The organism is Aeromonas enteropelogenes (genome assembly GCF_000819845.1).
In the GTDB taxonomy this organism is placed as follows: Bacteria; Pseudomonadota; Gammaproteobacteria; order Enterobacterales; family Aeromonadaceae; genus Aeromonas; species Aeromonas enteropelogenes.
The window spans coordinates 127,203-152,471 of sequence record NZ_CDCG01000002.1 but is presented as its reverse complement, the minus strand read 5'-3'; the positions used below and the strand labels follow the sequence as shown (position 1 = coordinate 152,471).

Sequence of the window (25,269 nt, the reverse complement as noted above, 5' to 3'; positions counted from 1 at the left end):
TTGCAGAAATAAAGCGTCACCGAAAAGTGGCGCTTTAATAGCTATCACTCTAATGTGAAAGGCCAGGAAGGATTTCCAATAGATAACGGCGCTGTTCTAATGGTGTGTTGCTTGTCCAAAAATCGAAAATCACATGAGCTAGCAATGGCATTAAGAGAAGTAAAACACACAACATTGCAAGCAGTTTCTTTGCTGAAACCTTTTTATTCGCAGTACCAAAATGAATCGCATTAGCTTGTTTTGGGCATGCAGAGATACAAGTTAAACAGTTTGTACACTCAATATTTCTGACAGATATAAGTTCATGAACCTGTATCCTTGATGGACATGCTCTACTGCATTTATCACAATCGTATCCCTTGCTTCGTAAACAGCTGCTGGAAGACCTGCGAATACGTAATGGTGTCAGAAGTCCTAACAAGGCAAGCCATCCACCATAAGGGCATAGGTATCTACAGAAGCCTTGCTTGAAAAACATCGTGATACATAATACCCAGGCAACAAAAATGCCTGATATGAAGTTCAAGTTGAAAAAGAAGGCTCCCATTTTCATGTCAGCAGCTTGGTGATACTGGCTCATCAAGTACCCTGGCAGTGCAACATTTGGAACAGCAAGAATAACTATGAACATCAGAAATGATAGAACTAGACATTTCTGAGACCTGAGCAGTAGGTCTAACCATTTTGACGGAGTCCACTCACCAGGTAGCAGCAAATTTCGAAAATGATGCAGCCATTCACCGACAACCCCAAGAGGGCAAAACCATGAGCAGAAGGCACGACCTAAAATGAGTCCAGATAAGGAAATAACCAAGACTGTGATTGTTGCAGCTGGATGGTGGTAATCAGTAATGCCCAAACTCAACAACGCCCGCAAGCCAAGACCGCCCGCTATAGGTAGAAAGCCATCTACGATATCAGGTCTAGACAGCCAAGGTAGGTCACCCTGGTGGAGTTGAAAAATATAAACGCCATACTGTATTGTTACAAATCCCCACGATATAACTAAGAAATATCTAACTAAACTACGAAGTTGTTGATCACTTGAATCATAAAATGCGGATATTAATTTATATCTATAAAGCATACCAATAGCGACAGCAAACACGATTAAACTACTTAGTGGTGGCTTGGCTGCTACCGTCAACCATACAGCAGCGGTTAGCATCATGAACAGCTGCCAAGACCAGCCTGAACGCTCATGCCACTGGAACAACAACAGATACACCAAGCCACTCAGCATGGTTATGGTTTCAATCCCACTCATCTAGCCAACTCCCATCGCAAAAACAGCCAATCATAAACAACATTACAGTTATTCATTTTGATCTGGATGGGCAGTTGGCCTAGTTTGTGGCGATGACCAGATTGTAATTTATTCTCTTGTCTTAATGAGTGGGGTGTCTGAGCTTACGTTTTCAGCCCAAAAATGGATATTGAATCTAGCATCTTCAGACAGTTCAACCCTGTGCCAATACTGAGGTGGGCTGGTTGCAAACTCTCCGGCTCGGATTACAAGCGTAATTTCAGGTATCTCCGCTGTTTCATCAGCAAAACCGTAATATGTTACCGTCCCCTCCATTACACATAACTGACCGAATACGCCAGCAGCTGTATTGTGATGGGTTAATAGAGCCTGTGGTACGTTTTCATTTGTAAAGAATGGGGTTGAACGGCGAACAACCCAATGAGCTGGTATACTATGCAGTAGCGACATGTTTTATCCTTAATAATCTATGAAATTAAGTAAGGCTGAGCATATGCTCAGCCAGCAATTATTCATCTAGAAAGAAGGCGTAGAAGTGGGAATGCAGCTCCCATTTGGTCTCCACCTACGACAAAGCCGCACATTTCACCATCCTCGCTGCGAGCTTCTGCGACCATTCCATTTTTATTCCACTTAAACTGCCATGAAAGGTCTGTACCTTTTGTTCTACCAGCTAACTGCAAAGGATATTGAAGTGTTTTTACCTTCACTAGCATTGGAGGAAGCGTTAGTGGTGTTGGCTTACCAATCAGAGTTTTAGATAATGCATTGGCACCGAGAACAATTGGCTGCAAAAAGGGGCGTAATTCACCTTTCCACTCAACGCAATCGCCAAGCGCATAAATGTGCTCACTCGATGTTCTCAGGTATTCATCCACTACAATTCCACGCCTTACAGCCAGTCCCGCATTCATCGCTAAGGATAGATTCGGTTGTAGACCTATAGCTGAAATGACAAGATCCTGTTCACTGAAACTGCTGTCAGTGAGCTCTATCGTAAAGGATTCGTTGGCATCTCCTCTTTGTATCGACTTGATACCTCGACCAAGTTTTAGGTCAACCCCCTGCTCCCGTAAGGCTTGCAGTAACGGTTGACTCAATGCAGCTGGCATTAATGTACTTAGGGGGCTGTCCGCCAGATCTACAAGCGTCACAATTCGGTCTTGGCCCACCATATCCATAGCCAACTCACAGCCGATCAAACCTGCTCCGAGTACCATAATGCGTTTTGCATTCTTAATTAATTGTTCGGCATTGGCATAATCATTTTGGCTATTGAGGGTTACCATTTTATCCGAGTTGGGAACGGGAGGCAGTATAGAACTGGCCCCAGTTGCCAGCACTAGCTGGCCATAAGAAAAATCGCCATTATTTGTGTGTACCATTTTGTTATTCGGACTAATGCTATGCACAATCGTATTAGGTGACAGAATGATACGTTGCTGTTCAGCAAATTGAGCCCCCGTCAACTTTGTCATTGCGCTGGCGGTGTAACCACGACTGACCACATGACTCAAGTCCGGTTTGTTATATTCATTGCCATTATCAGCGGTAATAAGACGGATCGGTCTTTCACCATCTAATTTACGCAAGCTTTTTACCAACTGCTGAGCGGCAAAGCCGCTACCGATGATGACTATATCCTGGCTGGAACCAGCATAATGCTCATTTAATGCGCTCATACACATGCCTCCACTGCGCATGGTTCGAATACCTCCTTGCCGATGCCGCAGCCAGGGCAAAGGAAACTCTCCGGTACAAGGCTCCAGGGAGTGCCAACCGCAACCAATTGATCCGGTTCACCTAAGGCGGGGTCATAAACCCACTGGCAGACTGTGCAAAGCATTGCTTGCTCATCGTCTACTCCGGCTACAACTGACTGGGTGGTCTCCTCTACAGGGGAGATATCAACAGTGAATGGCACTTGATGGGCTGCTTTTTCTGGGCGAGGCACCTCAATAGGATGTAACGCCCATTGACGAGCGAGCTGGCGTCCATGCTCTCGGCACTCTGCCAGTGCAGAACCATCTGGTCGCCATTTGGCTTTCAGAGAAATGCTGATATCAAAGCCTGCATCCATCAATCGGGTCTGGATACGATCTACTGCACCACCAGTCCAGCCGTAACTGCCGAATGCAGAAGCACGCTTGTTTCTAAAGCGCAGGCCAGTTATCTCCTCCAGCATGCCTGCCACCTTAGGCATCATGACGTTGTTCATTGTGGATGAGCCCACGAGTATTCCCTTGGAGCGGAACACTTGTGTCAGGATCTCGTTCTTATCGTGGCGGGCTACGTTGTAGATCTTGACTGCGACCCCAGGGTCAACTTCGTGAATACCCTGTGCGATGGCATCGGCCATCATACGGGTGTTGTTTGACATCGAGTCATAGAACAGGGTGATACGATCTTCTTGGTAGTGGTCTGCCCACTCCAGATACTTGAGAATAATTTGGGTCGGATCCTCACGCCAGACAATACCGTGGGAGGTTGCCACCATGCTTACTGGCAGGTTGAATCCAAGCACCTCTTTGATTTTAGCTGTCACAAGTGGGCTGAATGGGGTGAGGATATTTGCGTAGTACCGTTGGCACTGCTCCATCAATTCGGTTTGATCTACTTCGTCATTGAACAGATGCTCATCACAATAGTGTTGACCGAAGGCATCGTTAGAAAACAACACTGCGTCCTCAGTCATGTAGGTCATCATGCTGTCGGGCCAGTGCAGCATAGGTGTTTCAATGAACACCAGCTGCTTGCCATTACCGATGTCGAGACTGTCGCCTGTTTTGACTGGATGGAAGTTCCATTCAGGATGATGATGGTGTCCCGTGATTGAGTCGATAGCGTTGTGAGTGCAGTAAATCGGAGTGCCTGGGATACGAGCCATCAATTCGGTCAGTGCCCCTGCGTGATCTTCCTCAGCATGGTTGATCACCACATAATCGATAAGGTTAAGGTCGATCTCTGCTGCAAGGTTTTGAACGAACTCTCGGCTGAACTTATGATCGACTGTATCAATCAGCACGTTCTTCCCTTCACGGATGAGATAGCTGTTGTAGCTCGTCCCCTTGTTTGTCTTGTACTCAGTACCATGAAAATCTCGAACTTCCCAGTCCCGTTGGCCGACCCAGTGAATGTTGTTTTTGACATGAATGGTCATCTGGCAATTCCTCAGTATGTAATAGTTGGTATTTCTTGATATCAACTATTGCAGCTAACATGCCAACTCATAACTCATTGTTTTTATGAGGCTTAGTTTATTTTCTTGTTAAAATGACATAGTATTGATATTGTTTAAATGACAGCATTAATGTCATTTGGACACTAACAATGATTTCGACAGACAGTTTGGCTCGTATTGCTATAGACATACAGCTGGGGATTTCACATCAAGACAGATTCCACCGCCTTATCCAGAGTATTCGCAGCCTACTGAACTCAGATGCGTCAGCCTTGCTACGATACGAAGGAGGCCAGTTCATCCCGCTCGCCATCGATGGCTTAATGCAGGACGTATTAGGACGCCGTTTCGCCATCAAGGAGCACCCACGCATGGAGGCAATTGCCCGTGCTGGTGACGTAGTACGCTTTCCGGCAGATAGTAGCTTGCCAGACCCCTATGATGGCTTGATCCCTGATCATGCAGAATTTAAGGTGCATGCTTGTGTTGGTTTGCCTCTGTTCTCCGATCAAGTCTTGATTGGTGCATTGACCATAGATGGAATGAATCCTGCTCAGTTTGATGACATTAGCGATGAAGAGTTGCGTTTAATTGGTGCGCTAGCGGCAGCGGCGTTAAGTAACTCATTACTACTAGAGCGTTTAGCTCGCCAGAGCAGTGAGCCATTAATACCTTCAACACCAACAGGTGCAGATAGGTTCGAGATAATCGGGCATTCTCAGGCGATGCAGCAGCTAAAGCATGAGGTAGATATAGTTGCTAATACTGATTTAAACGTCCTGATTTTGGGCGAAACGGGTGTAGGTAAGGAGTTAATAGCAAAAGCTGTACATCTTGGCTCGCCACGTGCAGATCGCAAATTGGTATATCTCAATTGCGCAGCCCTACCGGAATCCGTAGCAGAGAGTGAACTATTTGGGCATGTAAAGGGAGCGTTTACAGGCGCTATTCATAATCGTGCGGGTAAATTTGAATTAGCGGATAAGGGCACGTTGTTCCTGGATGAAGTTGGTGAATTATCCTTATCATTGCAGGCAAAATTGCTACGTGTCATTCAATATGGAGACTTGCAGCGCATTGGTGATGATACCCCACTGAAAGTCAATGTACGTGTGCTTGCTGCAACGAACCGAGACTTGAAGAAAGCAGTCATCGATGGCAAGTTTCGAGCAGACCTCTATCATCGCCTGAGTGTTTTCCCTATACATGTACCAGCCTTGAGAGATAGAGAGGATGATATCTCCTTGTTGGCTGGCTACTTTTGCGAGTGCTGTCGAGTGAGTATGGGGTTAGAGCAACTGCGGATCCAACCTCAAGCACTGCATCTTTTGAAGGGCTATGACTGGCCTGGTAATGTGCGCGAACTGGAGCATGCCATTCATCGTGGTGCCGTATTGGCTAGAGCAGAGCAACGAAGTCCGGTTCTGACGCTTGCAACCCATCATTTCAGTATAGCTATGCCACCAATGCCTCAATCTAGTATAAGCCCTGCCGAAAATATTGATGGCTTCACCACTAACCAAATGGGTTTGAGAGCATCAACTGATGCATTTCAGTCTGCGCTAATTACGAAGGTGCTAGCAGATCATAATGATAATTGGGCTGCAACAGCACGAGCCTTAGATATTGATTGTGGTAATTTACACCGCCTAGCCAAGCGGTTGGGACTGAAGTAAATATCAGTATTTTTTACATTTTTGAAATTTCGATTTGAAATCAGAGCATTAATAATATAATAGAGCCCTAGTTATGGACAACATTGAATCAAACAGACCACCATCGCCACTAAAAACTTTATTGATTGATGATCATTCCATTCTACGCAGTGGAATAAAAGAGCTTTTATCTACAGATCCTGACATTAAAGTCGTTGCAGAAGCAGGTGATGGCCAACAAGGGCTAGAGCTGGCTATTACTTACGAGCCGGATGTAATAATATTAGATCTTGATATGCCCATACTGAACGGTCTTGAAACGTTAAAAAAAATAAAGGCACATGGGCTGAAATGCAAAGTCATAATTTTCACATGTTCCGACCTTGAAATGGATGTAATTGAGACTTTCAGGGCAGGAGCAGATGGATATTTGCTCAAAGACATAGAGCCATCTGATTTTATAATGTCAATAAGATCAATTTATTCTATTTCATTTGTGGCGAGCCCTTCAATATTAAAGATTTGTAATTCAGATCATTATATTAAGCAATCAAAAAAAGCAGCTAACTCGATAAATTCTTTAAGCCATAGAGAGATAGATGTGCTAAAGCTTATGTCAAACGGCTTTTCAAACAAGCTAATCGCTCAAGAATTATTTATATCTGTAGGAACAGTCAAAATTCACGTGAAAAATATACTAAAAAAATTAAGCTTGAAATCAAGAGTGGAAGTGGCAGTGTGGGCACATAATCGAACTATAAACTAGGTGTATCGGATAGCCCCCTATATTTCCTATAAAATATCACATCATATGTATGCCTTGTATTGGGTTAAGAAGAAATCACCACTTGGCATACATAATATTATGCACCAAGTGATGATTTATCTAACATTGCTTTTATTAGTTTCATTATAACTTTAATACAACCATCCTGTTCTGAATGAAACGCCTACAAAAACGAATAGGATAGATATGATCGTCACTGCTCGAATGTGCCATCCCATTAAAGCTAAATTAGACTCATTTAAATTCGGAATTACACGAAATCTAGCATTTATTGCAAAACAGGTAGTGAGTGTAAGTAATGCCAATTTAATGAGAATAACATTTGTAACCCTGTTATCAATGTTAAACCAATTTAGTACATCACTCTCAATGTTCAATGCCAGGTAAATACCCGTGACTATCTGCGTTATTAAGGCAGGCATTCCAATTCTCTCGTATACAGATTCAAAGTCTAGTAATATTTTCGTTGACGATTCCTTTAGTGCTTTAGGGAGAACTATTAGAGCGAGTATAATATGCCCGCCAGTCCAGATTGTTGCACCTAAAATATGCAAAAATAACGCAACTCCATGCATGTCAAACACCTTCGATGTTACACATTAAATTGGCATTCAGGATGTTCATTAAAGCACTTTTTGCTAATGATTTCTACTAAAAAAATTCAGTAGTTAGTAACTGATTTAATTAAAATCACAGTAAGTGTGATGCATTATTATTGATGCTCTACATCACAATGCAAGATGTCTCTGAAAGATACATCTTGCATTTGGATGCAATGTATTTAATTGCACTCTTGATTTATATTTTTATATGATGGAAAAAAATTTTTATATTAAAGTGGGATTACATTATCAAATGAGATCTTTGCCATTTTCTTTTAATATTCAAAATAAAATTAATACGGCTAGATTTATAAAAAAACCACCTACACAAAGGAATAGAAATAGTATGGCAGCAAGAATCAAAGGTTTTACACCCGCTTGATGTATTGCACCAATGTGAGTACGTAATCCAAGAGCGGCCATAGCCATTGCAAGCAATATACTGTCGATATCAATCAAGTAATTGACAATGTGTGGAAGTATAATGTTAAGGGAATTTATTCCACTGGCGACAATAAATAATACCGCAAACCATGGTATAGTAATGCTATTGCTTTTATGGGACGTATCATGAGTCTCTTTACCGATGCATGTAGATAATACTATTAAAAATGGTGCGAGCATCATGACACGAATCATCTTAACAATCACGGCCGTATTTGCTGCATCCTCGCTGACACTACGGCCTGCTGCCACTACCTGTGCGACTTCATGAATTGTTGAACCAGCAAACATGCCGTATTGTTCAGCACTTATATCTAAATAGGGATAAATTAGTGGGTATAGAAACATAGCAATAGTTCCAAATACAACCACCGTAGCAACAGCAACTGAAACCTTATGAGCTTGGCCCTTGATCACAGGTTCAGCAGCCATTATCGCAGCTGCACCACAAATGGAACTTCCTGCACCAATTAGCATTGTTGTCTGTTTATCAAGTCTTAATAGTTTTGTTCCAATATAATAAGCCAAGATAAACGTACAGCTGATCATTAATATGTCTATGATAATTCCTGCCCAGCCTATCCCCTCTATTTGCTGGAAGGTTATTCTGAAGCCATAAAGAACAATGCCAACTCTAAGTAATTTATTTTTAGCATAATCTACACCTATAGCAGTATGATTTGCTACACGAGGGAAGAAGGTGTTTCCAATAAAAATCCCAAATACAATAGCCAAAGTAAGCGCACTAAGGCCCATATGAGTTGCAACATCCAGTTTACTAGCTAAAATACTCATTGCGGCAATTATCGCTACGAGTATGATGCCTAGCCACCACTGGTAGCTTTTTAGGCTACTTTTCAAAAACGAATTATTATCATGTACAACAGACGAATGAGGCATTGAGTGGTCTTCTATACTTATTTACTGTGTTATAGCATTATATGCCTTGATAATTGATAATAAAAATACATAATAATTAACAATGGATAACCTACAGTTATGGTTATAAACCTACACCTTTTGCGCATTTTTTATACGGTTTCAAGTGAGGGCGGTTTTTCCAATGCAGCCACACATCTTTGTATTAGCCAGCCAGCGGTATCAAAAGCAGTTAGTGAGTTAGAGCGTCAGATAGGACTTCCATTACTAGAAAGAGGTTCAGGTAGAAGCCGAAAAGGGATTCATTTGACTGAGCATGGGCAAGTGCTATTTGACCATGCGCATGCAATATACATGTTAGAGCGTGCTGCCATTGATGATATGCAAGCCAGAATTGGAATGAAGAAAGGGCGCTTGACAATTGGAGCAAGTAGCACAATTGCTGGGTATTGGTTTCGACCATATTTATCAAAACTTATACAACGTTTTCCTGATATTGACCTAAAAATAACTACGGGAAATACGCAGTATATAGGACAGCAGTTATTAGACTGTCAAATCGATATCGGATTGGTCGAAGGAACACTGAGTGATCCTCGCCTCTTATCATGTCATTGGCATGATGATGAGCTTTGTCTTATTACATCCCTAACATCAGATACATATGAACATGATTGGGCACAACACACTTGGTTGTTAAGAGAACCTGGTTCAGGAACAAGAGAAGCAACAGAGTTATGGTTAGAAAATCAAGGCATTATCCCTATACGGTGCATTGAATATGGTAGTACTGAAGGAATAGTCAGAGCTGTTGCTGAGGGACTAGGAGTTTCGCTGGTGTCTTCTCGGGTGGTGCGTGAATCAGGATATGCTGATGATGTTTCTGTTATGCCTATTTCTATTAGATTTCGCCCATTATTTATCGTTTTATTGAAAGACAGGCCGATTTCTCCTCTTGTAGAAAAATGTTATAATATCTTGATGAGTCAAAGTTGATATGTAATCTTCAAGCTAATAAGCGTTGTAGAATTTCCTACTCTATCTGCGTTGACGATTTTTCTAAAAGAAATAATCTATCGCATAAAGAAATCCATATTTCAATCCAAGGTGTGATTTGAGCCGGAATATATAGTCATTACTGCTATTTCAAGATCTTTTAGGTGGTTTTTTAGCTTCATGCGGACTGTAACATCTAATATGATATAAGTAGATATGTATACTTATTGGAAAGCTGCTTATAGATACTAATTTTCTATAGCTTGCATTTCTAGACTAATTCCATGCCTTAAATTCAGTATCACCGCACTTAATCACACTATATTATTTTGTTTTTTTAGTTTCTCTACAATCCATGCGCAGGCTTCATCAATTCTTAAAAAACTTTTTACTTCATGCAGCTTAAGTGACGGGAGCCTACTTATCGAAATTGAGTACAACGTTGGTGAGGATATTACATGCGCTTGGCACACTAGCATGCTATTTCCCAACCATTGATGAAAACTATCTGCCGCTTCAAGGGCGTCTTCTGTCGCACCAGCATAATGTCTTACATCAATAAGTAGGCCAAATGGTTTTTCTTTTATTGTTTCAATAGTCGAATGCATTTCTAAAATCCATGCTGCCACACCCTCCTTATTGAATGTACCTATTAACTCACATATGACGATACAATCAGCATGAAGCTCTATTGAATAACGTCCGTGTTCGAGTTTTTTAGACATAATATCTCCAATGCATGAAACACCACTTTATGAGTTTTACACTAAGTAATTGCATTTGCAAACGGTTATTAAGAGGGGACATGCGATACTTATCAAATTGTTAGGTACAACAGTCAAAGATAGCATATCCTGATCTCGTGCTAGTATGGTAAATATGTACTATTAGGAATCCATATAGAATAGGAATTATTTATAATATCCGTAATGTAAGAGATGAGTGGTTGTTCCACTCATCCTTTTTGTATTTAGCGCACGACTAACTATCTTAACAGCAGTATGCTTCTTTCCGCCATTTTTAAAATGGCCGTTGTCGTACTTCCAACAATAAATTGCCTAATGCGCGAGTGACCGTAAGCCCCCATCACAATAAGGTCGCAGCCTACCTCTTCTGCATGCTGGCAAACAACTGGCACCACCTCTCCTTGCAGCAGCATTGCTTCAACCCTGATACCCGCACTCTTCAACAACTGTTTGGCTTGTGCCAGCTGGCGCTCGTGCTCATCACTCGGTTCGCCGACCATCACCAAGTCACACTCCAGCCCCTTGAGCAGAGGACTGCTTGCGATCAATTCCAGCACCTTCTTGGTGGTCGGGCTGGCGTCATAGGCAAACAGGAAGCGGCTTGGGGCCTGAAAGCCCGGCTGCACTACCATGATGGGATTAGCCAAGGTACGGATGACGTTCTCGATATTGCTGCCAATCAGTTCGTGGGCATGGGCGGTGCCCTGCTTGCCCATGATCAACATCCGCATACCGGATGAGAGTTCCAGGGTCGTCTCGACCAACTGGCCGTGGCGTTGCAGGGCCTCGACCCCTGACACCCCCAAACCAGCCAGATATTCCTTGCCACTGTCCAGCAGAATGCGCCCCTGTTCATGGGCGAGACGGCTGCGTTGGTGATCCAGCTCGGCGAGCTCCTTGAGCAAATGCTCGCGGCTGCCCAGGCCGATGTTGCCGGAGAGATCTGCTTGTCCTTCAAACTCATTTTTTTCCAATACGTGCAGTAGAGTGACAGGTAACCCAGTGTTGGCTGCGGCCCATGCCGCAGCATCACACACAGCTGTCATGGCAGGTGAACCATCGATACAGGCAAAAATGTTTGTCATGGTAAATTCCTTCTTGTGATCAGTGTCCAGCCAGCAGCTTTTCAACTTCTTCCGGTTTGTCGTGCACACCAAATCTGTCAACGATTGTGGCACTCGCCTGATTCAAGCCAATCAGCTCGACCTCTGTCCCCTCACGGCGGAACTTGATGACCACCTTGTCCAGCGCGGTGACAGCCGTGATGTCCCAGAAGTGGGCGTGGGTGAGGTCGATCACCACTTTTTCTACCACTTCCTTGAAATCAAATCCGGCAAAAAACTGTTCGGCACTGGCGAAAAACACCTGGCCCCAAACCTGATAGGTGCGTACCTCGCCATGACGCTTACTGTCACTCTTGACCAGCATGAAGCGGGCAACCTTGTTGGCAAAGAACAGAGAGGCGAGCAGTACCCCGACAAATACCCCAAGTGCCAGGTTATGGGTAGCAACAACCACAGCGACTGTTGCCACCATCACGATATTGGTGGAGAGCGGGTGCTTCTTGAGATTACGAACCGACTCCCAGGAAAACGTCCCGATAGAGACCATGATCATAACGGCTACCAGGGCTGCCATGGGGATTTGACGGATCCACTCATCCATGAATACAACCATCAGAATGAGTAATGTGCCTGCGACAAAGGTAGAGAGGCGGCCACGACCACCGGATTTGATATTGATGATGGACTGACCAATCATGGCGCAGCCAGCCATGCCACCCATCAGGCCCGCGCCGATATTCGCGATCCCCTGGCCCTTGCACTCGCGATTGCGGTCGCTGCTGGTATCCGTCAGGTCATCGACAATGGCTGCCGTCATCATGGATTCGAGCAGACCGACCACGGCCAGACCTGCGGAATATGGGAAGATGATCGCCAGCGTCTCCAGATTGAGCGGCACTTCGGGCCACAGGAAGATGGGCAGAGTATCGGGCAGCTCGCCCATATCGCCTACAGTACGGATATCGATGCCCATGGTGATGGCGACTGCCGTCAGGATCACGATGCAGAGCAGCGGAGAAGGCACTAGCTTGCCTACCACCGGAATAAGCGGGAACAGATAGATGATGCCAAGGCCCGCCGCCGTCATGGCGTAGACCTGCCAGGTGACGTTGGTAAGCTCTGGTAGCTGGGCCATAAAGATGAGGAGCGCCAACGCATTGACGAAGCCGGTGACCACGGAGCGGGAGACAAACCGCATCAGACTGCCCAGTTTCAGGTAACCCGCTGCGATCTGGAGTACCCCAGTAAGCAGGGTTGCTGCCAGCAGATATTGCAGGCCATGCTCTTTGACCAGGGTCACCATCAGGAGCGCCATTGCGCCTGTGGCTGCCGAGATCATGCCTGGACGACCGCCGACAAAAGCGATGACCACTGCGATACAGAAGGAGGCATAGAGGCCGACTTTGGGGTCTACACCAGCAATAATGGAGAAGGCGATGGCTTCTGGGATCAGCGCCAGGGCGACCACAATTCCGGCTAAAAGGTCACCACGGATGTTGGAGAACCATTCTTGTCTTGCACGTTCCAGCATGGGGGATTTTCTCGCTTGTTTAGGATCCATAGCACAACGCATCCATCTACTTGGGGGTCAGATGGAGTTCGGACAGGATCAGATTGTTGTATTGGGATCTAATGGGTGTAAAAAAGCGCTCTGGTTGTGATAACCAGAGTAAGGCGGCAGGAGCCGCAGAGGTAGGGGTTAAGGCGGCGTAACAGTCACGCCAGTATGCGATTTGTTCATGGGCTGCTGATGATAACAGAGAAGCGCCTGCACAGGCAGGGTTATCATGTCTAGCAAAAACATCTTTTTAATTTTCCGCCCTACAGGGCGAATATAGCCATACTCTTATTATTCCTTTACTCATATTTTCTGTTTTCTGTTTTCTGTTTTCTGTTTTCTGTTTTCTGTTTTCTGTTTTCTGTTTTCTGTTTTCTGTTTATATGAATCTAATTTATTACTGAGTGATGGAGCATTGATGTCTTAAGCCAAGTTAAGGAACTTTAATTTATCAGTGCTCTTTAAACTTCTTTTATTTAATAAAAATAGCTTATAGGGGTAGTAAAACTGGTTTCTCTTCGCTGCGCAGCAGCGGAATGTTGAAATGGAAAAAATTAATTTATAGCTCTCATAATTAGTAAATGGACAGTTTTCCGAATTTTTCAAGTGGGGTAAATGAAATAAATTTCAAAAAATGATGAGATTGGTTGTTTTTGAAGCATTCTGTGGGGGGGCGCCTACCACAACCCTCGATTTAGTTGCACACCCCATGCTGAATCCGCCCCACCAAATGGATAACTGCCTGAACTCCCATATCTGTAGTCAACAATGTGGCTGGAGCCACGCCACCGAGGCCCCAGGCTGGTCTGTTTAGCCATGACAACGCCTTGGCAGTATCGTTCTTGTTGAGGGATAGTGCCGCATCGAGGGCCTGCACAACGCCGTATACCCTGGCACCCTGAGAGATTGATAGGGGAGCCCCAATCCTCAGCTTGCGAGCAACAGTGTGGCGGCTAATGCTTACTAAGCGGCATATCAAACCTATGTCTGCACTCATCAATTCAGCCAGTCGATGAATGCTGCCAGGAGCTACGCCAGCCACGATCCATAGATGTGCTCCTAGTGGGTCACGAGGAATACCAAGACCTTCTAGGAGACGGTTCGGAGTAACTGCGTCACTACTAGGATGATAGGTTGCATAGGGCATCATGTAGCACTCCTCATTGTACAAACACGACCTCTCATGAGCTATCCTACCCCAAACTGTCGTTTTGAGTGGAAAATTAACAACCAAATGCCCCTACATTGAGGAGGGCTGATGACCGAGTTGGTCTGTACTGAACCAGGTTTAGGCATTGAGCTGGGGACTACTTTTCAGGTTCTATCGGAGAACGGCTCTGAATGGGAAATCCTGTTGGGGAATGAATACCGAAGGGTCAACAAACGCAGCGGGCGCGTTACAGGTTGGAAAACACCTCCAAAATTTGAGTGCAAAGGCATCCAAAAATAACATATCAAATAAGTGCTCAATGCTGGTTATGCCAGTAATAATGTTGACTAGCGGCTTCACCTTTCATAGAATCAAGGCACAGGGAGATTCGCTACCCTAAGTGCGAAGTTGAAACAAGGGAGAGTCGCTACCCTGAGTGCGAAGTTGAAAAAATGCTGAAACCCTGCCTCGTTGCGGGGTTTTTTGCTTTCTGGAGACATGGATGTGTAGTGGCCTAGTCATCCAAGACTTCCTCTTAAGTTAAGAGGGGCGAAGTGTCTGGATCCTCAAGGGGCAAATCTAAAATTTCTTATCATCGACTCATTCTGTGAGCCAATGATATTGTCCTATCGGCTCATTTCGTGAGCCGAACAAGATCCTTCATCGGCTCATCTGGTGAGGTGGTCTCAACGCTCACTACCACTTGGATTTAATTTTTAGCTACATATTTTCATAGCAGATTGGAGCTAGGCCAATAAGTAGATCCAAACGCAATTTAGCTCAGGATTTTTAAATGATGCTTTTTCGAATCATCTTGGTGCCAAAAACAGTGGAGCTGATGCTGGGATTGAGAGATAATTTTCCTGATATAAAAATGTGATACATGAGGATAAAAATGAACGATTTTTTGAAAATACTGATGAATATTCGTAGTCTGCGAGCTGCATTGCGCGAGCTCTCTTTCGAGCAGCTGGTCGAAATCAGAGAAAAATTCGAAGAGATTTTTGCTGAGCGTGAGCAGCAAGAGAGCAAATTGAGAGAAGAGTCCGCTGAACGCCTGCAAAAACTGGCTGAGTTTACCGAGCTGCTGAAACAAGCGGGCATAGATCCGAGTGAGCTTGTTGGTACTGCAACCACTGCAAAAGCAGAGGGTACAGTAAAGAGCAAGCGCGCTCCTCGTCCTGCAAAATACAAATACACCGAAGACGGTCAGGAGAAAACCTGGACTGGCCAAGGTCGCATGCCCAAGACCATCGCAGAAGCAGTGGCTAATGGTCGTGCATTGGAAGAGTTTTTGATCTAGTGCTGAGAGCCCATGCCAGCTCGGCGTGGGCCTTTAATTCTATCTGTAGTAGGAGCACCGTATGGGGAGGACATTGGAGGATATGATTTCATCCGAATCACCCGAGGTTGTCCAGAGAGCCAAGGCTCTGGCCGAAGAGCAACTGGTACGTCTCAGTGTGACCAAACTGCTTTCAAATCTCGGGCCTGGTGATGTTCCTGCAATAGATCCCGATATTCTCGATAGTTTGTTATCACTCAAAAGATTAGTTGAGAGCCATGACTGTCGGTTAAGTCTATTCGTTCATATGCCTGACGGCACACATCATGGCGTCAACATTTAACTAAATAGCGTCATTTGTACACCAATCGCAGCTTTCATCTACCAGATGAAATTAACGCCCCATGGCGATGCTTTTTCAAACTCCCTCGGTGTGCAAGCGGATCTGATAGCGTGTATTGCGTCCGCCACCAGGTAATTTCTCAATGCACCCCCTACCCACCAATTCGGCCAGATGGCGTGTAGCCGTCGCCTTGCTGACTCCGGTGACTTTTTGATATTGGCTGGCGTTGATGCCATTTTCAAAACCTTGTTGGCCGCCATCCAATAAACGGTTAATAACCTTGGTTTGCTCTGGACTCAGACCATCATGACAGTGCTGCAACCAGAAATGTTTTTTGGCAAGAGAACGATCAATAACCTGTAATGCCAACTCTATGGAGTAATCCAGTGTGTCGAGGAACCAACAGATCCAGGAGGTAATATCTAGCGAGCCCCTCTGCGCTGACTCAAGCGCTCGATAGTAGTCACCCCGCAGCTCTAGAATGGCAACTGACATGGCATACAGCCGGATGCTGTGGCTGTCAGCCTGTGACAGCGCGAGATCGGTCAGTGCCCGCGTGAGCCGCCCATTGCCATCATCAACGGGATGCAGGGTCACGAACCAGAAATGGATGATTGCGGCACGAAGAAGCGGATCCATCGTGGGGTCATGCCGAGTCTGGTTAAACCAGGGGATGAACTCGGCCAGTTGATCGTCCAGAGTTGCTCTGGGCGGTGCCTCAAAATGCACGGTGGGGCGATCAACACGCCCAGAGACAACCTGCATCGGCTCATCTCCTCGCAACTGCCCTACGTTCACTGGCTGCACCGACCATTCGTTGGCGGGGAACAGCCAACGATGCCATTGGTAAAGTCGTTCAATTGTCAGTGGTTGTTCATGGTTGTCGATGGCATCCAGCATCATGGCCGCGAGCCCCTCTGAGCGCTCTGATACTGGATAGGACTGAGTTTGTGGGCTCCCTAACCGCCTAGCCAGGGATGAACGCACGGATTGTGCATTGAGGCGTTCGCCTTCGATAGCGGACGAGGCGATGATGTTAGCCAATAACGTGTCCAACGTTTGGTCGGGGTTCCCCAACCTGGAATGACTACCGATTAGAATTCCCTGCCTGCGTTGCACCTGCCGTAATCTGGGCAATATCTCGCTATCCCGCCAACGAAAATGGGGCCAGTCGGCTTGTTGCCAAATCCAAAATGGTTCCATTATTTCCTCATCCAACGTGCTAGGGTCTCAATAATGAGCCGACCTATCCCATCATTCGGCTCAACATTTGAGCTGAATATAACACATGCAGCACACTATCAGAGCAAGTAATGAGGATGCAGCTCTAGCCCGCAGAGCTTCAACATAACTACATATCTGGAATGACGTGCAATACGCATTTCATAAGCTTTTCTAGCCTCATTCATCGCCGATATATGTTGGCCTGTGCCCGCTCATACTGCACAGTGAGTGGTTCTACCAAGGCAGGTGACCCGTGGAGAAAAGACCAAAGAGTAACAGTAACTTGGAGCAGGGTTAGCTGTTATCAGAACAGTTCATTTTGGCAACAGCGCCGTAGAGTAGCCGTTACAGTGTTCTTTTTACTCTCCCCATTGAAGTGAGCACAGAATCCCCGCATATTGTGTACGGTTCTAATGGAGGCTCCATGAACGACTCTAACAAGCAATTCAAAATCCTGTCTTTGAACGGTGGAGGGGTGCGTGGTCTCTTCTCAATTACCATTTTAGCGGAACTAGAACGGGTTCTGGCTGAGCGCAACAACAATCCTGATTTGGCCATCGGTAATTACTTCGACATGATCACCGGGGCTTCCATCGGCGGAATAATTGCCATTGCTTTGGCTGATGGTCAGAAAGCTAGAGACTTGCAGGGCAAGTTTCACAAAGCAGCTCCAGATATTTTCCCTCGCCAGAGTTGGGTGCCCAATTGTGTTCGAAACATATACCAGCTAGGTAAGCTGTTGCTGAGCCCTCTCTATAAGGCTAACAACCTGGAAAAAGCAGTGACTGAGATCGTGGGAACCGGCAAGACGGTCAGATCGCTAAAACGACGCCTGCTCATCCCAACGGTCAACCTGAGCACAGGTCGCCCTTTGTTCATCAAAACCTGTCATAACTCCCTGTTCACCCGAGATGATCAATTCACCTTGGTTGATGTAGCCATGGCTACATCTGCTGCCCCCACCTACTTCCTACCTCACTATATCGAGTGGCAGAGTGCGTATTTTGCCGATGGAGGCTTACTAGCAAACAATCCATCATTCGTCGCCTATCATGAAGCGCTGAATTATCTGGATGATGAGGAGTTTAAGGGTATAACAGCAAACGATATCAAAATTCTTAATATTGGAACCCTCTCCAACGATTTTTGTATCAATCCCAATAACATCTCTAGGTGGTTCCCTGGGTACTTTGGCCTTTGGGGCGGTGGAAAGGCACTCATTGAGACAGTCATGTCCTCCTCGCAGAAAATGCACGGGTTCATGGCCGGTAAGGCACTAAATCGAGAAGGCATGCCCCCTTGCTATTTCTCGCTTGATGAAACCGTGCCTGATCAACAGGCTCGAGTCATCTCGTTAGACAATGCGAGCGAAGAGTCACTGAAAGCACTTGTCGCGTGGGGAAAATCTGTAGCAACCACAGCTACTGGCAAAAAAGCACTTATCGAGACTTTCTTTAGCACGGAGGCTCCAGCCTTCATTCACCCCACCGACCGTAAGGAAGCGTCAGAATGAAATGGTCAGCACATCTATATCTTACCAATACCAATGACGGTCTCATGAAAAGACTGGAGCCTACCAGCACCGACAAGGCTTCTCTCGAGAAACTTAAGGACACGATCAGAATTCGGACAAAGGGTGTATTCACAGAAGCAAAAGATGTCGTCAAAATGCTGGCCAGCCGTTCTCGGAGCTCAACGAATATCCAACTCGTAGAAAGTGCAATTAGGAAAACCAACCTGCGCTATCTTGACAATGCAGATGTCCAGCGAGTTGTGAAACTGCTCTTGGATATGAGTGATGACGCACGCGGAGCCTTCTTGAATACAGAGCCAAGATTTTGGGTTCAAGGAAGTTACAAGTACAAAACACTGAACAAGCCATATCATAAACCGCCACAACAGATGGACATTGATGATGGTACATACATGCCTATGGATATGTTCAAAGAGCAACCGTTAGTCGGCCATGAGCTTCTTCTCCTACTTGTAGATGCATCGCTAGCATCTTTGGCAGAAGAAAACTACAACTGGAAAGCATTAAAGAAGCCTACTTGTGGACGTATTGTCATCGAAGATAGAAATGTGCATGTAGATGTGCCCATGTATGCAATCCCAAGAGATCAGTTTGAAACTCGAGAAGTGGCATTGAACTCTGTCGCAGGGATGGATTCACTGAATGAAAGTGTTCTCAGTAAGTCAGCCACTCGAAAGCTTGATGAAAATTGTGTTTACTTGGCTGTCAGAGGAAAGGATAAGTGGATTAAGTCAGATCCAGAAATCGTTGCGCGTTGGTTCAGGAGCGCAGTAGCGCGACATGGTGACCCTATGCGGCAGGTCTGTCGATACCTGAAGGCTTGGCGAGATGTGCAGTGGAAATCTCCTGAATTATCCTCCATAGCTCTTATGAAATGCGTCGTTGACACCTTTGATAATACACCTATGCCTGACACAAAAGATCATGGTGAACTTTTGTTAAAAGTAACAGAACAGTTGGCCACCAAGTTAAGGGATGGAGTGGAAAGTCCAGATGCCTCAGATGAAGGTCGCTTGTTGTTTCCCAAGGAAAAGATGGATGATAATACGGTTCAGAGCATTATCTCGAAAGCAGAGACTCTGCACGAAGAACTTAATCGAGCACTGAATAGGCTCTCAACAAAGAACGAAGTACTGAAAACTCTAAATGGACTTTTTGGTGACAGTGTTGTAAACGAAGAGCTTATCAAGCCTTGGGTTGCCATACCTGCATACCAACAACAACGACAACCTCAACGACAAAGCCAAATGACCGATTCAATGACGAGTGGTTGATAGTGACTATCCATAACTTGTTATTACATAGCGGCTTTCGATATGTCGAGAGTCGCAACATCACCGGCCTACCAATTTCTCTACCGAGAGAGTGTCCAGCCTATATAAAAGCCTACCAAACACAGGCAGGCGAATTCATTATTGCTGTAGTTAGGCCAAGAGAAGATCTTAGTCGCTTGCCGGAAACTTACGTTATCAGTCGCCCTGCCAACTTAATCGGTATGGCCTTACCTCACATAAGCAGTTTCCAAAGATTATGTTTGGTGAACCAGGACACTGCCGATTGGGATCCCCAACACCCACCTGCTGTAATTACCATGTTAAACAGCCTGATCCAGCAAGCATTGGACAATGCCGTAACAGCTGGCCATCAACGGCAAGAGGAATTTCAAACCGAGTTTGTGAACTACTGGAATGGGGTCGTGGATGCTTACATTTATGGTGATGCAGGCAAGCTTTCAGGTACAAAATTCTCATACAAGTCGCTGAAAGTGGCAACCTCAGCAGATGGACAAACAGACAAAGAATATGTTGTCTTCCGCAACGCTGGGCAAAGGGATGACTGGTTTAGGTTACGAGGAGAAAAACCGGCTGTGGGCATTGATGGCGACGTGACCGTTGTCAGAGTTAACAACACTGCGATAGCACCAAGTAAATGGCCGCCTCAATCACTCAGGGAAGTCTTTGATTGGTTAAAATCTGCTGACCTCCCTGCTCATGACTCACTGGCCAATGGAATACTCACCAGGCTCACCAAGGGCAGGCAAATGGTGTTGTTCGATATTTCGAACGAAGGCATCATTGGCTTTGAAGTCTGCTTCAGTAAAGCCACCCAGACGATCCTGAAACACCGTACAACGGAACGAGCTAAATCTAGGGGAGGTAAACACAAACTAAAGCTCGGCTCTACCCTTCCTATGCTCAGATCAAAATCCGCAACGACCGCATTCTCTCGCTTAAATGTGAGCTCGATAAGCGACCAAGAGCTTCAACGGCGCAACAGACCTGTTTTCCTTGATCTTGAGAACAAGCAAATCTTGATAATTGGCTGCGGCACCATTGGTGGCTTTGCTGCTCAGCTGCTTGCCAAGGTAGGAGCAGGGCGTGGCAATACCGGTCGGCTAGTTCTCTGTGACAGTGACATTCTGTCTCCAGGCAATCTGAGTCGGCATGCTCTCCCAGCCACTTATATCGGTTGGAATAAAGCTGAGGCCCTAAGTAAGCTAATAAAGCGTGACTCTTTGGGCAATCCAAGAATAGATGTCAAACCTTATCGTTTTGAAATGAATGAAGATAATATTCGTGGCTATGATATTGTGATCGATGCTACTGGTCACGCCCCAACAAGTAAAATGCTCAGTTACTTGGCTCGAGCTTCTACCCAACGTCCTCCCTTCATCATCCACGGCTACAATGATGCTTATGGTCAAGCGTCTGTTGTTATGATCGACGATGGAAAAGCCTGTTATGAATGTGCCAAGCGTCTCGAGATCCTCAAGGAGGTCGATAGACCTGTAGCTCCTCATCGAGTTTCCTGCGGCAGCATTTTTACACCCTATGATGCTAGCGTCAGCACAATTACTGCCGCACTAATTCAAGAGGCCGTGCTGAATACTCTTCAGGATAAGCTTCCCTGGACCTATGCTCAACACTCGACAGGTAATGTAATTCATCATAAGCGTAGAAAGCTGAAAAAATTTGGAGAATGTAGTGTTTGTTCCTGACGTCAAGGCTGAGCTGACCTTGAGTAATAGAGCTGGTGGACTAATAATCGTTGAGACTGCGGTACTTCATATTTTAAATCGATATCGGCAGTTACATCACAGTCAACCTGAGCAAGGAGGTGTATTTATTGGAGAAATTCGGCCACCTCATATAATAATAACTCACGTTACAGAACCTAGTCCCTACGACCAAGCATCGCGTTTTGGTTTTGTACGTAAAAAACAACACCATCAAGTTATGGTTGATCAACTTTGGCACACATCAGGAGGCTATCTTACTTACATAGGTGAGTGGCATACCCATCCTGAATCGAATCCTTTGCCCTCTGCCACTGACGTATCTAGTTGGCGTAAAGGCTTACCTAAAAACAGCACATCCATAGTAGCGATCATTGGTCAAAAGACTGACTGGTGGGGCTACTGTGAGAATGGTCGCTGTGAAGCATTGAAAAATATACTAATTTGAAAGATACAGTGGTATCTGAAATTTTAATTTCCTAACTATTAAGATGCACTAGGGTAAGGTAATTTTAACCATTTCCCATATTTACCTTGCCATGCACAGCTCAAAAAATGTTGGAAGCAGCTATAGGGTAAATTCATATGGTAGTCATCGAGCAAGCTACAAGACACTCATAGTCTAAGATGCTATTTTTAAAGAAAAAAAACAACGTTTTCTAGAGAGAATTGACACGCCTAGAGTTCGTTCCCGCAAGTATGCCTACTGGAAAGGAACTGCGAGGTTAAAATAACAGACCGGAGCTAATGAAAAACTGGATTTATTGCTGCTGGGTGGCGCTACAGCAAGCATTAGAAAATACTAGGTTGGGTATCAAAAAATATGTAGAGAAATTGGTGGTTTAGTTGAATCTCATTTCCATTTTGGTGGATTCTTTCAGTCTTGCAGCTTGCGCTGCATGGGGCCACCACAAAATTTCATTTTTTTGCTCATTCATATGCATGACGCTACACATCATGCCGTGAATATACAGCATTATTTATCTTAGCAGAATAATTTAGTGATTTTACATATCAACCATTAGCAATGGCAAAAATCCTTATCACTAACCGGCATATTAATTACTGGATTTTAGGAACCCAAGTTTCAAATTTTTCAATAGCAGTACGCATTTCCTCAGTCATAGGCTTCTCCTTTAAAACCTTTACCCTTTGATTGAGATATAGTTCATCAGAAATTATAAAATCAGTGCCATTCACCAAGTCTAACATTCTAATTAACTTTCCATCTTTATCGATACACTCGAAGTTATTGACAAATTTATTGTAAGCCAGGAATGCTTCCTCGTTCTCCTGCTGATGGTGCATATCAAAACCGAAGTCGGAGATATACTTATTGTCAATAACAATACCATCGGTACTCATTCCACCAAACAACTCAACCTGAATATAGAAACAGCCAGTAACAGAATGCACCTTTATTGATTTTACTGTCTTATATATTATATCCCTTACCTCGTTCCTTATATCAGCCTGATTGTAGTCAATGTAGTTTGGTGGTATCAGCATATATATATCTGGGTTAATAGAAGCCTCCGCATGACTAATCTCAATGGTCAATTCTTCATTTAACTGTTTACGTTCCCTAGATAATTTATCTAGTCGTTCAGTCAACAGAATATGTATATCTCCCTCTGTGGTTGCTCCCACAGATTGAATCATGATTTCTATTTTTGAACTTATCGATTCTATTTTATTTTTAATCGAAGCAACTTTATTCTCATTTGTATTTTTTTTAGGCTGAAGTATCACGCTGCCAATCAGCAACATTAGTGCATACTCAAAATATCTATTATCAAATGTTGCAGCTGTGCAGCTTTTCACCGAAGTGTCTGACCTTCCGCTGCATTTATAACGGAGCTTTTCATCTTTTTTTCCGGCTTTACTACGGTAGACCTGTAGTGAACTGCCACAGTCCCCACAAGTGGCTATACGCATTCCAGTAACAATGCCCGCAGCGTTTTTCATCTTACTAGTAAACTGTTTTTTTTCACTACGCACTCGCTTAGCTTGTGCAAATTCAGCCTCAGTGCAAACAGCGGGATAATAATTTACCAACAGATGCTCGCGACCATCAATATGAATTATTTTTTCGCCTAAAACTGCACGATCACTTATAATCTTTTTAATAAGATTTATTCCCCACCCCTCTTTATTAGAATTTTGAGCTATTGTAGGGGGGGTATAACTTTCATCTAAATGCTTTTTAATTGCTATATGCCCCCTCCCTTCTCGAATCATCATAATCATTTCTTTAACTATAGAGAAATAATATGGATGAGGGCGTACAAACCCAGTTGTCGTATCAACCCAAAATTTATTTTTACCGAAGCCATTAATTGCAGCTGGATAACCATCTGCATCGCACTCACCATTTTGATGACGCTTTAATGCAACACGAGCTGCACCAGTAACCCGAGCAGAAAGTTTATTTGTATAATCATTGCTGCTTTCAAGTTTAACTAGTGACAAAATCGCGGATGCAAGATTATCTTTTTGATATACTGCCCCATCAATCCATGTATAAACAACAATATTGGCTGCGAGAATACAGGTTAAGAACTCACTGGCTCTTGTTAACGCTAAGCGAGAGAAACGATCGATGTTTTCCATGGCCAATACAGAGCCGGGTGCAATATGACCTGAACGACTTAGTTCAATAAACCTCCCCAGACATCCATGTTCAATGTTTTCCCCCTTACTGGCTGACATTCCGTTATCTGACATATAGATAACAGGCATGTTACTATATTTTAACTTTGTTGCATCAACCAAAGCCCCCTCAGTCTGACGTTGTACGCCAGTTTTATTACCGGCGGCCTGCTTATCCGTACTTACACGACTATACAGATATAGTGTTGGTGCAGACGACCTTAAATCCATAACATCTCCAAAAATTGATTCTATGACGAGGCTATATATGCTAGATACACAACTATACTTGTACGCTACCGGTACAGTTGAATTAAATTAAAGCAGACATGCCTAGACCAGATGCCCAGCTACGACACAATCACTTAGCGCCGTTCATTTTCTGAACACAAACACTATTGCCGACACACGGTATATAACCACTAGCAAACATTTAAATGGAAGGTTATATCCAAAAACACTAGATATCAACCCCCATCAAAAAATAATCACCTCATCAGAAATAAACTATCCATACTCTCTATTATTAATTTCCACTTATATATTTCAGGCTAGGAAGTAGCAAGGAGAAACGAGGGTTCGCAGTCATACTGCCGTAATAATACCACCACCATGGCGATGTCTTGTTCTTTCTCAAGATACGCTTGCTCAAGCGCGAAATGAAGGTTGCGCATATTCGGTGTAGATGACGATAGACTCCAATGATAAAAAGATACTTGACCAAAGTCCGTGATGGTGTGGCACCGAGAACATGATGGTCAGCCGATGAGTTTGGTCAAAATAAGCAGGAAGAACGTGACCACGTAAACATATTAATTATATTGAATGTCACTTCTTTGACCAACTGGCAAGTAAGGAAGATCGGCACATTTCTGCTTTCTGCTTTCTG

Annotated in this window: 21 protein-coding genes and 1 pseudogene; 9 read left to right on the top strand and 13 right to left on the bottom strand. The window is 44.5% G+C overall.

From position 1 onward, the window contains the following. Positions 1-49 precede the first annotated feature (49 nt). The 4 genes from BN1123_RS20555 to norV all read right to left on the bottom strand — a co-directional run bounded on the left by BN1123_RS20555 (position 50) and on the right by norV (position 4,427). Positions 50-1,267, bottom strand: coding sequence for a 4Fe-4S binding protein (locus BN1123_RS20555; protein WP_082037434.1), 1,218 nt, complete (start codon positions 1,265-1,267; stop codon positions 50-52). Positions 1,268-1,375: 108 nt separating this feature from the next. Further along, positions 1,376-1,717: a TehB family protein gene (locus BN1123_RS20550; RefSeq protein WP_017408673.1), complete on the bottom strand. Its 342-nt coding sequence runs from the start codon at positions 1,715-1,717 to the stop codon at positions 1,376-1,378. A gap of 62 nt (positions 1,718-1,779) precedes the next feature. Then, positions 1,780-2,949 (bottom strand): NADH:flavorubredoxin reductase NorW, encoded by a 1,170-nt coding sequence (gene norW / locus BN1123_RS00680; RefSeq protein WP_042024864.1) that lies wholly within the window; start codon positions 2,947-2,949, stop codon positions 1,780-1,782. Beyond that, the gene (gene norV / locus BN1123_RS00675; RefSeq protein ID WP_017408675.1) at positions 2,946-4,427 is read right to left on the bottom strand and encodes an anaerobic nitric oxide reductase flavorubredoxin; all 1,482 of its coding nucleotides are present in this window, start codon (positions 4,425-4,427) and stop codon (positions 2,946-2,948) included. The genes norW and norV overlap by 4 nt, the downstream gene beginning before the upstream one ends. A 170-nt stretch (positions 4,428-4,597) precedes the next feature. On the opposite strand from norV, the gene norR reads away from it, so the two are divergent. Both norR and BN1123_RS20540 read left to right on the top strand, forming a co-directional pair. Further along, a complete protein-coding gene (norR, locus tag BN1123_RS20545; RefSeq protein ID WP_082037433.1) occupies positions 4,598-6,124 on the top strand; it encodes a nitric oxide reductase transcriptional regulator NorR in 1,527 nt (508 codons plus the stop codon). A 73-nt stretch (positions 6,125-6,197) separates the two neighbouring features. Beyond that, positions 6,198-6,869, top strand: a complete 672-nt coding sequence (locus BN1123_RS20540; RefSeq protein WP_080768714.1) for a response regulator — start codon at positions 6,198-6,200, stop codon at positions 6,867-6,869. Positions 6,870-7,021: 152 nt separating this feature from the next. Here BN1123_RS20540 and BN1123_RS20535 read toward each other — a convergent pair whose 3' ends face one another. Both BN1123_RS20535 and BN1123_RS00670 read right to left on the bottom strand, forming a co-directional pair. Beyond that, entirely contained in the window at positions 7,022-7,465 is a 444-nt protein-coding gene (locus tag BN1123_RS20535; protein ID WP_042084603.1) for a CopD family protein, read from the bottom strand. Positions 7,466-7,774: 309 nt separating this feature from the next. Beyond that, a complete protein-coding gene (locus BN1123_RS00670; protein ID WP_052449224.1) occupies positions 7,775-8,836 on the bottom strand; it encodes a YeiH family protein in 1,062 nt (353 codons plus the stop codon). Between the two features lie 99 nt (positions 8,837-8,935). Between BN1123_RS00670 and BN1123_RS20530 the strand changes: the two genes are divergently transcribed. After that, positions 8,936-9,811, top strand: a complete 876-nt coding sequence (locus BN1123_RS20530; protein WP_080768715.1) for a LysR family transcriptional regulator — start codon at positions 8,936-8,938, stop codon at positions 9,809-9,811. A 314-nt stretch (positions 9,812-10,125) separates the two neighbouring features. On the opposite strand, the gene BN1123_RS21170 is transcribed toward BN1123_RS20530, so the two are convergent. The 4 genes from BN1123_RS21170 to BN1123_RS20525 form a co-directional block, all read right to left on the bottom strand. Further along, complete coding sequence (locus BN1123_RS21170) at positions 10,126-10,536, bottom strand: hypothetical protein (protein WP_128815196.1); 411 nt, start codon at positions 10,534-10,536, stop codon at positions 10,126-10,128. A gap of 260 nt (positions 10,537-10,796) precedes the next feature. After that, positions 10,797-11,687 (bottom strand): universal stress protein, encoded by an 891-nt coding sequence (locus BN1123_RS00665; protein ID WP_224212397.1) that lies wholly within the window; start codon positions 11,685-11,687, stop codon positions 10,797-10,799. Beyond that, on the bottom strand, positions 11,662-13,152 hold the full coding sequence (locus BN1123_RS00660) for a SulP family inorganic anion transporter (RefSeq protein WP_042024861.1): 1,491 nt from the start codon (positions 13,150-13,152) through the stop codon (positions 11,662-11,664). Before BN1123_RS00660 ends, BN1123_RS00665 begins: the two co-directional genes overlap by 26 nt. Positions 13,153-13,873: 721 nt before the next feature. Continuing rightward, entirely contained in the window at positions 13,874-14,326 is a 453-nt protein-coding gene (locus BN1123_RS20525) for an antitoxin Xre/MbcA/ParS toxin-binding domain-containing protein (protein ID WP_042083553.1), read from the bottom strand. A 111-nt stretch (positions 14,327-14,437) separates the two neighbouring features. Here BN1123_RS20525 and BN1123_RS20520 point away from each other — a divergent pair, with 111 nt between their 5' ends. Continuing rightward, positions 14,438-14,629 (top strand): hypothetical protein, encoded by a 192-nt coding sequence (locus BN1123_RS20520; protein ID WP_042083548.1) that lies wholly within the window; start codon positions 14,438-14,440, stop codon positions 14,627-14,629. Between the two features lie 595 nt (positions 14,630-15,224). Further along, positions 15,225-15,632 carry an H-NS family histone-like protein gene (locus BN1123_RS00655; protein WP_042024860.1) on the top strand — a complete coding sequence of 136 codons (408 nt, stop codon included), beginning with the start codon at positions 15,225-15,227 and terminating at the stop codon, positions 15,630-15,632. Positions 15,633-16,029: 397 nt separating this feature from the next. Here BN1123_RS00655 and BN1123_RS00650 read toward each other — a convergent pair whose 3' ends face one another. Beyond that, positions 16,030-16,857 (bottom strand): Fic family protein, encoded by an 828-nt coding sequence (locus BN1123_RS00650; protein ID WP_224212420.1) that lies wholly within the window; start codon positions 16,855-16,857, stop codon positions 16,030-16,032. Between the two features lie 66 nt (positions 16,858-16,923). Next, a pseudogene (locus BN1123_RS21765) lies at positions 16,924-17,157 on the bottom strand (DUF4172 domain-containing protein); the annotation flags it as partial. A gap of 445 nt (positions 17,158-17,602) precedes the next feature. Between BN1123_RS21765 and BN1123_RS00645 the strand changes: the two are divergent. The 4 genes from BN1123_RS00645 to BN1123_RS20505 are packed head-to-tail and all read left to right on the top strand — an operon-like array spanning position 17,603 to position 22,176. Next, on the top strand, positions 17,603-18,691 hold the full coding sequence (locus BN1123_RS00645; protein WP_042024858.1) for a CBASS cGAMP-activated phospholipase: 1,089 nt from the start codon (positions 17,603-17,605) through the stop codon (positions 18,689-18,691). After that, on the top strand, positions 18,688-19,986 hold the full coding sequence (locus BN1123_RS00640) for a CBASS cGAMP synthase (RefSeq protein ID WP_042024857.1): 1,299 nt from the start codon (positions 18,688-18,690) through the stop codon (positions 19,984-19,986). The genes BN1123_RS00645 and BN1123_RS00640 overlap by 4 nt, the downstream gene beginning before the upstream one ends. A 2-nt stretch (positions 19,987-19,988) precedes the next feature. Beyond that, the gene (locus tag BN1123_RS20510) at positions 19,989-21,710 is read left to right on the top strand and encodes a ThiF family adenylyltransferase (RefSeq protein WP_164537386.1); all 1,722 of its coding nucleotides are present in this window, start codon (positions 19,989-19,991) and stop codon (positions 21,708-21,710) included. Further along, complete coding sequence (locus BN1123_RS20505; RefSeq protein WP_162517109.1) at positions 21,697-22,176, top strand: Mov34/MPN/PAD-1 family protein; 480 nt, start codon at positions 21,697-21,699, stop codon at positions 22,174-22,176. The genes BN1123_RS20510 and BN1123_RS20505 overlap by 14 nt, the downstream gene beginning before the upstream one ends. Positions 22,177-22,790: 614 nt before the next feature. Here the strand turns inward: BN1123_RS20505 and BN1123_RS20500 are convergent. Continuing rightward, entirely contained in the window at positions 22,791-24,611 is a 1,821-nt protein-coding gene (locus BN1123_RS20500) for a recombinase family protein (RefSeq protein ID WP_080768683.1), read from the bottom strand. Positions 24,612-25,269 lie beyond the last annotated feature (658 nt).

Excerpts from the sequence above, each read along its gene's own strand:
- BN1123_RS20520 (WP_042083548.1), top strand. The coding sequence starts at position 14,438 with ATGACCGAGTTGGTCTGTACTGAACCAGGTTTAGGCATTGAGCTGGGG.
- BN1123_RS20500 (WP_080768683.1), bottom strand. The coding sequence starts at position 24,611 with ATGGATTTAAGGTCGTCTGCACCAACACTATATCTGTATAGTCGTGTA.
- BN1123_RS20540 (WP_080768714.1), top strand. The coding sequence starts at position 6,198 with ATGGACAACATTGAATCAAACAGACCACCATCGCCACTAAAAACTTTA.
- BN1123_RS00670 (WP_052449224.1), bottom strand. The coding sequence starts at position 8,836 with ATGCCTCATTCGTCTGTTGTACATGATAATAATTCGTTTTTGAAAAGT.
- BN1123_RS00660 (WP_042024861.1), bottom strand. The coding sequence starts at position 13,152 with ATGCTGGAACGTGCAAGACAAGAATGGTTCTCCAACATCCGTGGTGAC.
- BN1123_RS00645 (WP_042024858.1), top strand. The coding sequence starts at position 17,603 with ATGAACGACTCTAACAAGCAATTCAAAATCCTGTCTTTGAACGGTGGA.
- BN1123_RS20550 (WP_017408673.1), bottom strand. The coding sequence starts at position 1,717 with ATGTCGCTACTGCATAGTATACCAGCTCATTGGGTTGTTCGCCGTTCA.
- BN1123_RS00650 (WP_224212420.1), bottom strand. The coding sequence starts at position 16,857 with ATGATGCTGGATGCCATCGACAACCATGAACAACCACTGACAATTGAA.
- norV (WP_017408675.1), bottom strand. The coding sequence starts at position 4,427 with ATGACCATTCATGTCAAAAACAACATTCACTGGGTCGGCCAACGGGAC.
- BN1123_RS00640 (WP_042024857.1), top strand. The coding sequence starts at position 18,688 with ATGAAATGGTCAGCACATCTATATCTTACCAATACCAATGACGGTCTC.
- BN1123_RS20525 (WP_042083553.1), bottom strand. The coding sequence starts at position 14,326 with ATGCCCTATGCAACCTATCATCCTAGTAGTGACGCAGTTACTCCGAAC.
- BN1123_RS00655 (WP_042024860.1), top strand. The coding sequence starts at position 15,225 with ATGAACGATTTTTTGAAAATACTGATGAATATTCGTAGTCTGCGAGCT.
- BN1123_RS20555 (WP_082037434.1), bottom strand. The coding sequence starts at position 1,267 with ATGAGTGGGATTGAAACCATAACCATGCTGAGTGGCTTGGTGTATCTG.
- norW (WP_042024864.1), bottom strand. The coding sequence starts at position 2,949 with ATGAGCGCATTAAATGAGCATTATGCTGGTTCCAGCCAGGATATAGTC.
- norR (WP_082037433.1), top strand. The coding sequence starts at position 4,598 with ATGATTTCGACAGACAGTTTGGCTCGTATTGCTATAGACATACAGCTG.
- BN1123_RS20530 (WP_080768715.1), top strand. The coding sequence starts at position 8,936 with ATGGTTATAAACCTACACCTTTTGCGCATTTTTTATACGGTTTCAAGT.
- BN1123_RS20535 (WP_042084603.1), bottom strand. The coding sequence starts at position 7,465 with ATGCATGGAGTTGCGTTATTTTTGCATATTTTAGGTGCAACAATCTGG.
- BN1123_RS21170 (WP_128815196.1), bottom strand. The coding sequence starts at position 10,536 with ATGTCTAAAAAACTCGAACACGGACGTTATTCAATAGAGCTTCATGCT.